Origin of the sequence: Corallococcus exiguus (assembly GCF_009909105.1) — a bacterium.
Classification (GTDB): domain Bacteria; phylum Myxococcota; class Myxococcia; order Myxococcales; family Myxococcaceae; genus Corallococcus; species Corallococcus exiguus.
Window position 1 is genome coordinate 270,488 of sequence record NZ_JAAAPK010000007.1, and the last position, 13,142, is coordinate 283,629.

Below are 13,142 nucleotides of genomic sequence, written 5' to 3' on the forward strand. Positions count from 1 at the left end.
TCAGTCCTCATCGTCGTCGATGATCATCGACTGGAGCGAAGGCCGGTCTGAGTCGTCCCAGCGCGTGCGCGCCTCCATGAACTGGCGCAGGACGGGCTCCAGGACCATCTGGCGCAGGTGGAGGAACGCGCCATCGTTGCGCCGCAAGGACTCCATGGCCTGCGGGCTGAGCCCATGGCTGTGGAGGATGTCCTCGCTCGGAGGCGGCTGCGCTTCGAGCATCTGGGAGAGGGAGTGCCCCGGCACCGGAGGATGGAAGAGGAAGTTGAAGGTCCCTTCCATCAGGCGCCGGACCGTCCTCCGGTCAAAGACCCGCTGCGTGGTCCACCGGGGGTCACCCGCGGGAAGGATGGGCTGGAAGCCCTCGCCCTGCTGCTCCAGCAGCTCTCCGGGGTCCAGCACCGCGCCCGTCAGCAGGTGGCGCGGCTGGAGGGACAGCATCGCGATGCGCAGGACCAGCGGGGGCCGCGCGATGGAGTGGGGAATGACGGGCATGCCCGTCTCCATCCACCATCGGATGAGCGGCGGCGGCACCTGCGCCAGCAGCGTCTGGAGGGAGCGCTCCTCGTCGGAGCGGATGGCCGCGAAGACCTGGAGGGCCTCCGGGGGCTTCAGCTCCCAGCCGCCGAAGACGATGTGGCGCCAGATCCAACGCGACAACAGCTCCCGCGAACGCGGTGTCGGCTCCGGGTGCAGCTGGAAGAACCGCGTCAGCAGGACCAGCGAGTTCTCGGGCGCGGGCAGCAGCTTGAGGTGCGGGATGAACGCGTCGCGCTTGAGGAACACGATGGCGTCCCGGAGCGCCCGGTCCGTGCGGCGGACGGTCTCCGTGAGCTCGTCGTCCTGGTTGAGCTGTTCCTGGTAGCCCCGCGTGAAGTCCAGGCCGCGCACGGCCAGCACGGCGCGCAGCAGCAGTGACTCCGGGATGCTCCCGAAGCCCAGCTCCCGCAGCCCCTCGGTCACCGACTCCAGGCTGAGCGAGCGCGAGCCCACGTACAGCGCATTGAACACCTCTTCATCCGTGAGCGGACGGCCCGCGGTGTTGAGGCGCTTGAAGATGATGCGGAGGACCTTCTCGTCCGCCGTGTCCACGACGTACGCGGGCACCTGGTACTCACGGATGGCCTTGCCCAGGCGGATGGCGGCGCGCAGGTGCTCCGGGTGTGCCTCCCGGCCCGGGTAGCGGTTGAGCCAGTGGAGCAGCGACTCGCTGTCCAGCACCTCGTTCATCGGGAGCCAGTGCGGTGGTGGTGCCCCCGCATCCGGAGGTGCATGCAGCTCCCCCGTCTCCAGGTCGAAGTACAGGTGGAAGTCATCGCGTCCGGCCTCGTCGCCATACGCCGGATGCAGCAGCACGCCCGCGAGCGCCGTCACGCGCTGCTGTCCATCCACGGCCCACAGGCCCTGGCTGGTGGAGGGTGCGTCGATGCGCACGGGTCCGAAGCTGACATTGGCGGCGGGGGCTTCCCGGCGCCAGAACAACAGGGTCCCGATGGGATAGCCCCGGTACACGCTGTCCAGCAGGTCTCGCACGTCCTCCGCGGTCCACCGCAGGGGGCGCTGGAAGTCGGGGATGCGCACCTCGCCGCGCCGCACGCGGTCGAGCAGGTCCTCGATGCTGAACGACTTCGTCTCCGGGCGCCGCGTCAGGGGAGCGGGCATCGCGATCCTCCTCCCCCGGTCTGTAACCCGAAGCTCCAGAACCCGCCACCTACACCGTGGAGCCCCGTCGCTTCGGCAGCAGCACCACCAGCCCCAGCGCCACCAGCCCCGTCACGGTGGACAGGACACGGCCGCCCTGCCCCACCGCGTTGACGTCCAGTTGCAGGTCCAGCAAGGCGTTCGCCAGGTTCCATCCCCAGTGCAGCCCCACGGCGCCCCACAGCGAGCCCGTGCGGGCCACCGCCGCCGCGTATGCGAGCCCCGTGCAGAACAACATCAGCCACTCCAGCGGCCCGTTTCCCAACCGGTACACGTGCGTGAGCACGAACACACCCGCGGACAGGGCCACGTAGCCCACGCCCTGCCCCGCCACCGGCCACGCGCGATACCAGAAGCCTCGCGCCACGATGTCCTCCGCCACCGACGGCACGAACGTGGACACCACGATGCCCAATGCCGCCACCAGCAGCGCCGTGCCCATCAACGGCTTCTCCAGGGGCTGCACGCGCATCACGCCCACCGCCACTCCCACCAGCACGGACAGCGGCTTGAGCACCAGCATCACCGCCAACGCCCGCGCGAGCGCGGAGCCCCGCCACTCCAACGCATACGCATGGAAGCCGTTGCGGTAGCCCAGCCACCGCCCCACTCCCCAGGCCACCGCGTGGAAGAGCGTCATCATCACCGCTGCCACCACGGCGTTCCCCAGCAACCGTCCGCCAATCCCCTCCGGCGCTTCGTAGCAGGCGTACAGCACGACGAACGCGAACGCGCATTTCGGCGCGACAAGAGACGGAGGCGACGGATCCGAAGCAGAAGGCGTCATGAAGGTGGCCTCACTTACCGCGAGTCCCCGTGGATTGCGCCCTCGCACCCGCGCCGGCCGGTGACTGGCGCCATCCTCCTGGTGACTGGAGTCACCGGCTGGCCACCTGCCACGGCGTCCCCATGCCTGTGAAGTCCAGGGGTTGCGCGGTTCACCTTGTCGGCACGCGCGCTGCAATGAGGTCAGGGCACGTCGCTGCTCAGACCCAAGGTGATAACCATGATCGACCTCAAGGCCACGGCCCGCTCCTCCTCCCTGCTGCGCCCCACCACCGCGGAGTCCGCGCTCGTCAGCCCGAAGGCCCAGCTCTCCGCGGGGCCTGTCGCGGACGCCTCCCGGAGCATGCCGGCGCGGGGCTTCAGCCAGGTGGACTCGTTCGAGCCCGCGATCATCAACCGGCGGCAGCCGCGCGGGATGTCCGCGATGGAGGGTGCGTCGGACATGCTCAGCGCCCCGGCCGCCTTCGCCCCTCGGGGACTCCCCCCGGAGCTCCAGAACCTGGCGCCGGCTCCGGCCGCGACCCAGGCGCCGGATCCTGCTCCGCAGCAGGCCTCCAACGGCGTCCCCAGCGCCAATGACAAGCGCCCGGCCGGGGACAACCGTTCCGCCGCGCAGATTGTCGACGACACGCCCGCGCTGAAGAACCTGGGCCGCCAGAAGGACATCAAGTTCGACCAGCTGTGCAAGCAGACGGGTGTCGACCCCAAGCTGGACCTGAAGGATCCGAAGCAGAACGCCGACGGCGTCTACCGGCTGGCCAAGGTGCTGGAGTTCATCGACAGCGCCAAGGCCTCCACGGGCGGGGACCGGGATAGCAAGGTCAAGGGCGGCGTAGGTGACGGCAACATCGAGGGCATCACCAAGGACGGCGACGCGCGCCACGGCACGGAGGCCGGCATGGTCAAGGACTTCGCCGAGAAGGGCTACTCCTTCCTGGGCGAGCACCAGCTGCCGACCACGAAGGACACCCACGTCAAGGCGGACGGCAGCAACAAGGACAACTTCCAGTGGGCCGCGGGCGAGGCCGGCAAGGCCCTCTGGTTCCTGCCGGGAGTCAGCAACGTCCTGACGGGCGTGGGCAACTCGGAGGGCGGCTTCAAGGGCGTCCTCGAGGGCGCCGCGAAGGGCTACGTCAACACCCTGAAGGGCGCCGCGGAGGGCGTCATCGGCTCCATCACCAAGGGCCGCGCCAACCCGGCCGGGATGATCTTCGGAGGCGTCATGGGCGCGCTGGGCAGCACCGAGGCCGCCCCGCAGCCGGTGAAGGACATCGCCAACATGTTCTAGGGCAGCGGCTCCGTCCGGTGCTTGCGCGCGGGGTTCTCCAACCCCACGCGGGACCACCGGTAGCCGTAGCCCTCCAGCGTGAGCCCGTGGCGCTGTCCGTCCACGGGCTCGGAGTGGTCCTCGCTGAGCACGTTGAACAGCGTGCACGGCTCCTCGCCGCCCGGATCCAGCTTCACCGTGCAAGGCCGGGCGGACAGGTTGTGCAGCACCACCATCGCGTTGCCCTTCCATTCGTACCGGATGGCCAGCACGCCCTTGTTGCCCGTGCGCAGCACCTTCCACGCCCCCCACCCCAGCTCCGGGCACTCCTTGCGCGCGCGGATGATGCGCTCGGTCCAGTTGAGCTGTGAGGCCGGGTCGCGGCGCTGCTGCGCCACGTTCACCTGCCGGAAGCCGAACGGCCCCTCCGACACCAGGGGCTTCACCGGCGCCTCCGCCAACGTGAAGCCGCCGTGCGGCTCCGGGCTCCACTGCATGGGCGTGCGCACCGACTGCCGCTCCACGAGTGACAGGTTCTCCCCCATGCCCAGCTCGTCGCCGTACCAGAGCACTGGAGTCCCCGGCAGTGAGAACATCAAACTGTAGGCCACTTCGATGCGGCGGCGGTCGCCGTCCAGCATCGACGCGAACCGGCGGCGCAGGCCCCGGTCATACAGCTGCATGCCCTTGTCCGGCCCCAGAGCCTCGAAGACCTCCAGCCGGTCCTCGTCCGACAGGCGCCCCAGGTCCAGCTCGTCATGGTTGCGCAGGAAGTTCGCCCACTGAGCCGTGTGCGGCAGTTTGGGAGCTGACTTCAGGGCCTGCACCAGCGGCGTCACGTCCCCTCGCGTGAGCGCCAGGTAGAAGTTCTGGTTCGCCAGGAAGTTGAACACCATCTGCATGCGGTCGTTGTCGCCGAAGAACTCCACCACCTCGTTCATGGTGACGTTGGCCTCCGCGAGCAGGATGGCGTCGCCTTTGCGCCATGAGAGGAATTCGCGCATCTCCTCCAGAAGCTTGTAGGGGTTCTTCACGTCCGGGTTCTTCACGCCCTTCAGTTCGACGAGGAAGGGCACCGCGTCCACCCGGAAGCCGGACACACCCAACTCCAGCCAGTACCCCATCACCTTGAGGATCTGCTCGCGCACCTCCGGGTTTGCCACGTTGAGGTCGGGCTGGAAGTCGAAGAAGCGGTGGAAGTACCAGAGGCGTGCCTCCTTGTCGTACGTCCACGTGGAGGGCTGCACGCCCGGGAAGACCATGCCCTTGTTGGCGTCCTTGGGTCGCTTCTTCGACCAGACGTAGTAGTCGCGGTAGCGGCTGTCCGGGTCCTTGCGCGCGGCCTGGAACCACGGGTGTTGATCCGACGTGTGGTTCACCACCAGGTCGATGATGACGCGGATGCCGTGCAGCTTCGCCTCGTGGGTAAAGGCCACGAAGTCGCCCAGGTCCCCCAGGCGCGGATCCACGCCGTAGTAGTCGCTGATGTCGTAGCCGTTGTCTCGGTTGGGCGTGGGCTGGAAGGGCAACAGCCACAGACACGTGATGCCCAGGCCCGCCAGGTAGTCCAGCTTGCGGCGCAGGCCCGTGAAGTCCCCCACGCCGTCGCCGTTACCGTCCATGAACGTCTCGACGTCGAGGCAGTAGACGACCGCGTTCTTGTACCAGAGGTCTTCAATCATCCCGTTCCCTTTAGCCCTCCGTTCCCGGGTGGCATCCGGCGACTCCCGCGCGCCGTGAGGAACCCCACACCCGGGGGCCGCCAGGCTTCGTTCAGCCAACACTCGCGCGAAGGCGGGCCTCGCGGCCGGGCTGATCCGGCTCCAGGGTGGACGCATCCATGCCCCTCATCGGCTACCACGCGTCACACGAACAGTTCCCGCCCAGTGAGCTCCTGCGCCTCTGTCAGAAGGCGGAAGGCGCGGGCTTCCAGGCCGCGCTCAACTCGGACCACTTCCACCCGTGGACGGAGGCGCAGGGGCAGAGCGGCTTCGCGTGGGCGTTCATGGGCGCGGCGCTCGCGACCACCGGGCTGTCCTTCGGCTCCGTCACCGCGCCGGGCCAGCGCTACCACCCGGCCATCGTCGCGCAGGCGCTGGGCACCCTGGACGAGATGTATCCCGGCCGTGCGTGGATGGCGCTCGGCAGTGGCCAGTACCTCAACGAGGCCATCACCGGCACGGGCTGGCCCGCGAAGGACCTGCGCAACGCGCGCCTGAAGGAGTGCGTGGACATCATGCGCGCCCTCTTCCGCGGCGAGACGGTGACGCACCGGGGGCTCGTCACCGTGGAGGAGGCGAAGCTCTACACGCGCCCCAAGGACATGCCCCTGCTGGTGGGCGCGGCCGTGACGCCGAAGACGGCGGGATGGGTGGCGGGATGGGCGGACGGCCTCATCACGACCGCGCGGCCCCCGGAGGAGCTGCGCAAGGTGGTGGATGCCTTCCGAGAAGGCGGCGGCGAGGGCAAGCCCCTGTTCCTCAAGGTGCAGCTGTCCTACGCGAAGGACGACGAGCTCGCACGTGAAGGGGCGTACAACCAGTGGGCGTCCAACATCTTCACCAACAGCGTCCTCACGGACCTGCGCACGCCCGCGCAGTTCCAGGAGGCCGCGAACGTGGTGCAGCCGCACGACCTGGATGGCCCGCTGCGAGTCTCCAGCAGCCTCCAGCAGCACATGGACTGGCTGGGCGAGGACCTGCGCCTGGGTTTCGACCGGCTGTACCTGCACAACGTCAACCGCGAGCAGGACGGCTTCATCGAGGCGTTCGGCGAGAAGGTGATTCCGGCCCTCACGCGCTGAAAGCCGCTGGGTATGCTCGGGAGCATGCCCACCGAAGTGCTGTCCCGTCAGGCCCTCAACCGCGCCACGCTCGCGCGCCAGTTGCTGCTCACGCGCGAGAAGATGACCGTGCCGCGCGCCATCGAGCATCTGGTGGGGCTCCAGGCGCAGCTCGCGCGCCCGCCGTATCTGGCCCTCTGGTCGCGCCTCCAGGGCTTCCAGCGCGACGCCCTCACGAAGCTGGCGCTGAAGCGGGAGCTGGCGCGCGGCACGATGATGCGCGGCACGCTGCATTTGATGACCGCGAAGGACTACCTGCGCTACCGCGGCCTCTTCCAGCCCCTGCTCAACGCGGCCATGCGCTCCGTGCTGAAGGAGCGCGCCGCTGCGCTGGACCTGCCCGCGCTGCTGGCCACCGCGAAGCCCTTCCTCCAGGAGAAGCCCCGCACCTTCGAGGAGGTGCGCGCGCACCTGATGAAACACCACGTGGACGGCGATGAGCGGGCCATGGGCTTCGCCACGCGGCTGGGATTGCCGCTCGTGCAGGTGCCCGAGGAGGGGCTGGAGTGGGGCTGGCCCGGCAACTCCGGCTTCACGCTGGCGGAGTCGTGGCTGGGCGAGAAGCTCTCCACGGACGACGACGCGTCACCGCTGGTCTTGCGCTACCTGGCCGCCTTCGGTCCCGCCACCGTGGCGGACATGCAGAGCTGGTCTGGCATCAAGCCGCTGAAGGACGCCTTCGAGAAGGTGCGCGGCAAGCTGGTGGAGTTCCGCGACGAGAAGAAGCGCGTCCTCTTTGATTTGCCCAAGGCCCCGCGCCCACCCGAAGAGACGCCCGCGCCGGTGCGCTTCCTGCCGGACTTCGACAACCTCATCCTCTCCCACGCGGACCGGACCCGCGTGGTGCCGGAGGAGCACCGTGCGCTGTTGTCCACGAAGAACCTGCGCGTGCTGAACGTGTTCCTGGTGGACGGGCGCACCGCTGGCGTCTGGACCACCGAGCGCACGAAGGGCACCGCGACGTTGGTCTGCAATGCCTTTGACGCGCTGAAGAAGCCCGTCCGCGACGCACTGGTGCAGGAGGGAGAGGAGCTCCTGCGATTCAGTGACCCGGAGGCCGCGAAGGTGGCGGTGACGTTCGCGACCTGATCGCGCCAAGGAACAGCTCGACTCCTGCCTGGCCGGGTTGTCGGACCCGGCGGTTATGACCGGGCTCCGCACGCCAGACCGGTGTGCCGTCAGGAGGCGCGAGCAATGGGTCACCGCGGGTGGGCCTGGGGGCGGACAATGCGCGCTGACGTCCTGCTTGCGTGCGTGGCCCTCCTTGTCACCGGCTGCGCCTCGGCGCCTCCCAGGCATGGAGATTCGCTGAGTTACACACCTCACACGGCCGCCGCATCCCCTGGCGTGCGCGCGTCGAGCGATGAGGCGCCGCGCGCATCCGCTCCGGCGTCGAGCGTTGCGCCTTTCAAGGCAGCTCAGCCGTTGTACCGCCGCAGGGCCGAGCGCGAACTGGCGACGGGGGCAAGCCCTGTCCGCGCGGTGGCCTTGGCGGAGGTCACCCGTCATGACGACGAACAGCCGGACGCATGGGAGCAGTTGCTGACGAACGCGGGGCTGGAGGCGCGAGACGAACGCCCCCTGGCAGGCGAGCTGACGCCCACGCAAGCAACGCGACTGATGGGAGTGCTTCTGGGCAAGCCCGTCACGTTGAGCACCTTCCCGCCCCGGATGGCCGCGGGCTTCATCCTGCGCGAGGTGATGGGGGGACGCGCGGTCACACGGCAGGAGTTGTCCCGGCGGGCGGAGCGCTTTGCCCGGGAACGGATCGCGGTATTACGCCCCGACGGTTACCTGGCCTGGGCACTCACCGGGAACACCCAGCAGAAGGTCGCGGCGGTTGAGTGGAGGGATGGCGCCTTCCGCGCGCATGGCTTCGAGCTGGGTCGCTTCTACAGCGGCAAGGGCGGTGCCTTCCGAGCGCTGGACGCACAGCTCCAGGCTTCGGACTGGCGGCCCCTGGCCGAGGTGTACGACGACGCGGACGTCATCAGCCGCACGCTGGACGGAGCCGAGGACGCCTTCGTGGAGCTGTACCACGCGCTGGGCCAGTTGCTCACGCGTCCCGTGGACAGCATCGCGGGATTGAGCCACCTGCCAGCGGGCGTGGCGGCGCTCATCGCGTCCACTCCCATGTACTGGGAACGCTTCCAGTCCATGACCCGTGGCGAGCAGATCCGCGAAGTGTCGCGGCTGACGACAGGCTTGCTCCTCACCGGGGGCGCGGCCTCGGCGACTTCGCGGACGCTGAAGGGGATGACGCTCGGCGCGGAAGTCTCGGTGCCGGTGCTCTCACTGTCGGCGGAGGGGGCACTGGCGCTGGAACGGGTCTCAGTGCCAGCAGGACGCGCGGCGGCGGTGCTGCGCGGTGGGCCCGGGGCGGCCATCATCCTCCAGCGCGCGAACGCGACGGGCAGTGGCGCCGCTCCGTCCAAGGGGCCCGGGCAGTGGGCACCCGCCCACGAGTCGATGTCTCCGCGAGCCCGGGCCTACCAGGAGCAGATCACCGGGCACACGGCGGACGAGGCGTATTGGGTCGGCGGCACGAGTACGAAGGACGGAGGCATCAAGTTCGATGGGTTCAGGGATGACGTGCTCCTGGACGCCAAGGGGCCCGGCTACGCGGCGTTCTTCAATGAGGACCTCTCCCCCAAGGATTGGTTCATTTCTTCGGGCAAGGCCGAGGAACTCGCGACCCAAGGGCGGCGGCAGGTCGATGCCGTCCGTGGAATGGGGATCCGGATTGAATGGCACGTCGCCGAGAAGCATGCGGCAGACTCCATTCGGGAGTTGCTGAGGGGCAAATCCGTGACGCAGATTGTCGTCATCCCAACCCCAGTGCGCTCGTTGCCTCCCTGAGAGAATCATCGCATGACAACCCTCGCTAATTCCGGGACCCGCCCCGAGACCTACTACGCAGGTGCCTACTGGGGTCCGAGACGAGAGTCCCCCGAGGAGTGTGCCCAGCGTGCGGCGGCCTTTTTCAACCTGCTGGCCGCATGCGAACCCCTGCTGGCGAACTGGAACAAGATTCCCAAACCTCGCGGGAAGGGGCGCAAGACGCCCCTCATGCCTCCTGACCTGCCCACCCTGACGGAAGCGTTCCGGCGTGGCGTCAACCGCGAGCCGGGCGGGCCCCCCATCGAGCGCCTGGGCTTGGTGCTCAGCGCATACAACGATGGCCCGCCTGGGGAACTGGTGTCCGTCAGCACGCACTGCGGAGCCTATGAGCGAAACAACAACGTCTGCGTCCTGTCTCTCCCATCGAAAGGAGAGAGCGCGGAGCGCCTCATCACGGCCTCGATGCTGACGGACGTGGCTCGCAGCATGGCGCTGGCCTGGGAACCCGACTGGGCAGTGGCCATGTCCCACGCGCATCGGGACCTGCAGGATGCGGAGGGCGAGTCCGACATCTGGCTCGGCTGGGTGACGTACCTCTCCCGCCACCTGGGCACGGTGCCCCCCCTGCCCGCCCCCGTGCGCATCGAGCCGGTGGAGGACAAGGGCACGCTGATCATCCTGACTCCCGAGCGCTTCACCGTGGCGAACCCCGAGCACGTCGCGCTGGCGCGGAGGGTGCGCGAGTTGCTGGCCCGGGCTGGGCTCATGCGAAGAGCTGGAGCAGATCCTCGCGGGTGATGGCGTGCAGGCAGCATGGTGGCTTCCGGCAAGGCTTGGCCGGTCCGGACCACGAGCTGGCGCGAGTCCAGACAGAGGGCCCGTTCAACGCCGCTGTCGTGAAGCGCTCCCCTTGGCGCCGGATCCATCGCCGTGTCCCGTTGGGTCAGGCGGACTCACGTAGAGAGCACCCCTGCGCGGAGGTTGGCGATGGTAGCGTCCCCATGTGGGAGGTCACGCATCCTTGCTCCAACCCTTGAGATTGGCTCTTCCCCTGACACTCATGCTCGCCTGGGGAGCCGCCGCGCAGGCCCAACAGGCCACGAGGACACGCGCTGAGCGTAGGCGCGCTGTGACCATCGCGAGCACGTCGGCCGATCCGTTGCCCATCGTCCATGTGGCGGGGGACACGCCGACGTTGTTCCTCTTCACTTCGCCCATCCAGAAGAAAACCCTGACCTTTGATGAGTCCCGGATCCGCGTCCTGGATGCCGGAGAGCGCTCCGTCATCGTTCAGCCCGTGGCCGACCTCGGCAAGGGCGAGCGACAGGAGATCGGGGTCTTCTTCGCTGACGGCCAGGTGCAGACACGGGCTGCCTTCGTGCTCGTGACCGACCCTGCCGAAGTGGACTCTCGGATCGACGTGCAGCGCCCGGAGCCGCTCAATACGGCCTGCCAGCCCGCCCAAGCCCCGGCGCCGAAGCCCGAAGACTTCGTGTTGCTCGGCCTCGTGGACAATGAGGGCGTCACAACGTCCAGCTGGCAAGGCAAGAGAACCGCTGTGCAGGGGCTTGCACTGGAATCGTTCGTCGCTTTTCGGGGCACCGGTTGGATTCTGGCGGACGTGAAGATCCTGAACCGTCTTGATCAACCCGCATGGACTCCACGAGAGGCGACGTTCGTGGGGCGGGTGGGCGCGCCCCTACGGGCCCGGCTCGTGACGGAGAAGCCGGGGCCCATTCTTCCGGGGGAGACCGGGCGCGTGCTCGCGGTTGTGGAACTTCCAGAGGCGCAAGCGGACCTCGTCTTCACCCTGGAGATGCGTGGGGACGGGGGACGTCGTTTCACGATTCCGGGCGTGCGCTTTCCGCAGCCCGTCGCAGGAGAAGCTCAATGAGCGCGACGCTGCTCAACCCGACTCCGGGTTCATCGATTGACGGATGGCAGGTGGCCAGACCCCTTGGGGCCGGAGGCTTTGCCCGCGTCTTCCTGGGGGAAAAGAACGGCAGGCACCGTGCCATCAAGTTGGCGCAGCACCGGGAGACCAGCGGCGACCTCAAGCAGACCCATGCCCGGACGCTGCGGGAGTTGACGGCGCTGCTCATGCTGGAGCACCCCAACATCATCCGGGCGCGGGGGCATGGCCTCGCCGAGAGTGGCAACCTCTACCTCGCGCTCGACTACGTGGAGGGCTGGACGCTCGCGGAGTGGGCCGAGCGCAAGCACCCCACTGTGCGCGAAGTTCTCGGCGTCTTCGAGAAGCTCGCCAGTGCGCTGGCGTACATGCACGGCCGGGGCATCCTGCATCGGGACCTGAAGCTGTCCAACGTGCTGCTCCGCAAGAGCGACGGCGAGCCTGTCATCATCGACTTCAGTTGCGCGACCTACACGCATGCCGAAGACCTGACGGATGGAGGCCTGCCGCCGGGCACGGACCGCTACCGCGCGCCCGAGCAATTCAGGTTCCTGCGTGAGAACAAGGACGAGCGTCGGGCCCGCTATGCCTTCCAGGTATCCGACGAGATCTTCGCCGTCGGCGTCATGCTGCATGAGCTGCTGACGGACCCGCGACCGACGGAGTTTCGTCCGCGCTTCGACTTGAACAATGCGGCCATGCCTCCGCCGTCGCCCCGCCTGGCGAATGCGCGAATTCCAGAGGCCGTGAGCGATCTCATTGAGAGCATGCTGGCCCTGGACCCCAAGCGGCGCCCGGTCGACACCGAGGCGCTGCGCCGCGAACTGGCGGAACTCCGCGCCAATCCCGGTGCCGAATACGACGTACCGGGGCATCCGCCAGCTGAACAGCGTCACGGTGTGCCGCCCCCCGCGGCGCTGGCGATGCCCTCCACGCCCCAGCCGCTCAAGCGGCACGTCGCCCGGGTTGCGCGCCCACGTGGCTGGGGACGGTGGGGCGCGGTGCTTGCCAGCGTCGTCCCGCTTGTCGCCGTCGCGCTCTTCTGGCGCTCCTCTTCGGATATCTCGGGCAACCCGGCAGCGCCCCGTTCCACAACGCCCAAGCCACCACCGCCTGCTATGTCCACCCCTGGTCCCCCGCCCGCGACAGCTCCGGGGCTGTCCACTGCTGATGCGCCCAAGGAAGGTTCAACCGTGAAGACGCCGCCCCCTCAAACGACGCCCCCAGGACGCACACCTCGCATGACGAAGAAGGCCATTGCCGCCGTCGAGTGTGCGTCGTTGTCGCTCGTTGCCGCGCTGGCGGCGGGATGCCCGGGAGCCCAGATCCGGCCCGAGTCCTTCACCTGCCCGGCGGGGGCCTTTGAAGCCATGACGCAGCAGCTCCATTGGAAGAAGTACGACAACTTCACGATCCGAATGGACGACCGCCAACCTGAAGAGGAGGTGTGGTTCACCGCTGGCGAGGAGGTGGTGGGGGTGGTCCCGAAAGGCCACAACAGCGACCGGCAGGCGGCGGTCGCCCCTACTGGGACACGCTTCTATGGCAAGGCCTATTACCTCTCCGAGAAGATGGGGCGTTCGGATGGACCGGCACTCGTCGTCCGGTATGACCGCGTGAAGCTCCCGGGCCAGGACGAGTACCCCATCTGCTTCGTGGTGGAGACGTATGCCGAAGCGTTCAAGGACGGCAAGGTGAAGGCGTTCAATCGGGCTGCGGGGTTTGTTGTGTACCGCTGGCCCTGAGCGGATCCGGAGTGACGTGTTGGGTAGGTGCTCGATTTGGGGCCGCTC

Annotated in this window: 10 protein-coding genes; 7 read left to right on the forward strand and 3 right to left on the reverse strand. The window is 68.3% G+C overall.

The features are described from left to right. The gene (locus GTZ93_RS25560; RefSeq protein ID WP_139920953.1) at positions 1-1,662 is read right to left on the reverse strand and encodes a DUF262 domain-containing protein; all 1,662 of its coding nucleotides are present in this window, start codon (positions 1,660-1,662) and stop codon (positions 1-3) included. Positions 1,663-1,711: 49 nt separating this feature from the next. After that, complete coding sequence (locus GTZ93_RS25565; RefSeq protein WP_139920955.1) at positions 1,712-2,488, reverse strand: CPBP family intramembrane glutamic endopeptidase; 777 nt, start codon at positions 2,486-2,488, stop codon at positions 1,712-1,714. A gap of 219 nt (positions 2,489-2,707) precedes the next feature. Between GTZ93_RS25565 and GTZ93_RS25570 the strand changes: the two genes are divergently transcribed. Then, on the forward strand, positions 2,708-3,775 hold the full coding sequence (locus tag GTZ93_RS25570; RefSeq protein WP_139920957.1) for a hypothetical protein: 1,068 nt from the start codon (positions 2,708-2,710) through the stop codon (positions 3,773-3,775). Here GTZ93_RS25570 and GTZ93_RS25575 read toward each other — a convergent pair. Further along, complete coding sequence (locus GTZ93_RS25575) at positions 3,772-5,436, reverse strand: alpha-amylase family protein (RefSeq protein WP_139920959.1); 1,665 nt, start codon at positions 5,434-5,436, stop codon at positions 3,772-3,774. The two genes, GTZ93_RS25570 and GTZ93_RS25575, sit on opposite strands and share 4 nt — an antisense overlap. 158 nt (positions 5,437-5,594) lie before the next feature. On the opposite strand from GTZ93_RS25575, the gene GTZ93_RS25580 reads away from it, so the two are divergent. The 6 genes from GTZ93_RS25580 (at position 5,595) to GTZ93_RS25605 (ending at position 13,094) form a co-directional block, all read left to right on the forward strand. Continuing rightward, positions 5,595-6,557 carry a TIGR03885 family FMN-dependent LLM class oxidoreductase gene (locus GTZ93_RS25580; protein WP_139920960.1) on the forward strand — a complete coding sequence of 321 codons (963 nt, stop codon included), beginning with the start codon at positions 5,595-5,597 and terminating at the stop codon, positions 6,555-6,557. A gap of 24 nt (positions 6,558-6,581) precedes the next feature. Further along, positions 6,582-7,685, forward strand: a complete 1,104-nt coding sequence (locus GTZ93_RS25585; RefSeq protein WP_139920962.1) for a winged helix DNA-binding domain-containing protein — start codon at positions 6,582-6,584, stop codon at positions 7,683-7,685. 336 nt (positions 7,686-8,021) lie between these two features. Continuing rightward, positions 8,022-9,455: a restriction endonuclease fold toxin 5 domain-containing protein gene (locus tag GTZ93_RS25590; RefSeq protein ID WP_257979383.1), complete on the forward strand. Its 1,434-nt coding sequence runs from the start codon at positions 8,022-8,024 to the stop codon at positions 9,453-9,455. Positions 9,456-9,467: 12 nt separating this feature from the next. Next, the gene (locus tag GTZ93_RS25595; RefSeq protein ID WP_167548379.1) at positions 9,468-10,235 is read left to right on the forward strand and encodes an immunity 52 family protein; all 768 of its coding nucleotides are present in this window, start codon (positions 9,468-9,470) and stop codon (positions 10,233-10,235) included. 223 nt (positions 10,236-10,458) lie between these two features. Then, on the forward strand, positions 10,459-11,331 hold the full coding sequence (locus tag GTZ93_RS25600; RefSeq protein ID WP_139916255.1) for a DUF2381 family protein: 873 nt from the start codon (positions 10,459-10,461) through the stop codon (positions 11,329-11,331). Then, positions 11,328-13,094 (forward strand): serine/threonine protein kinase, encoded by a 1,767-nt coding sequence (locus GTZ93_RS25605; RefSeq protein ID WP_139916256.1) that lies wholly within the window; start codon positions 11,328-11,330, stop codon positions 13,092-13,094. The genes GTZ93_RS25600 and GTZ93_RS25605 overlap by 4 nt, the downstream gene beginning before the upstream one ends. Positions 13,095-13,142: the final 48 nt, after the last annotated feature.

Coding starts and splice junctions, on each gene's coding strand:
- GTZ93_RS25595 (WP_167548379.1), top strand. CDS start 9,468: ATGACAACCCTCGCTAATTCCGGGACCCGCCCCGAGACCTACTACGCA.
- GTZ93_RS25560 (WP_139920953.1), bottom strand. CDS start 1,662: ATGCCCGCTCCCCTGACGCGGCGCCCGGAGACGAAGTCGTTCAGCATC.
- GTZ93_RS25580 (WP_139920960.1), top strand. CDS start 5,595: ATGCCCCTCATCGGCTACCACGCGTCACACGAACAGTTCCCGCCCAGT.
- GTZ93_RS25605 (WP_139916256.1), top strand. CDS start 11,328: ATGAGCGCGACGCTGCTCAACCCGACTCCGGGTTCATCGATTGACGGA.
- GTZ93_RS25570 (WP_139920957.1), top strand. CDS start 2,708: ATGATCGACCTCAAGGCCACGGCCCGCTCCTCCTCCCTGCTGCGCCCC.
- GTZ93_RS25565 (WP_139920955.1), bottom strand. CDS start 2,488: ATGACGCCTTCTGCTTCGGATCCGTCGCCTCCGTCTCTTGTCGCGCCG.
- GTZ93_RS25585 (WP_139920962.1), top strand. CDS start 6,582: ATGCCCACCGAAGTGCTGTCCCGTCAGGCCCTCAACCGCGCCACGCTC.
- GTZ93_RS25575 (WP_139920959.1), bottom strand. CDS start 5,436: ATGATTGAAGACCTCTGGTACAAGAACGCGGTCGTCTACTGCCTCGAC.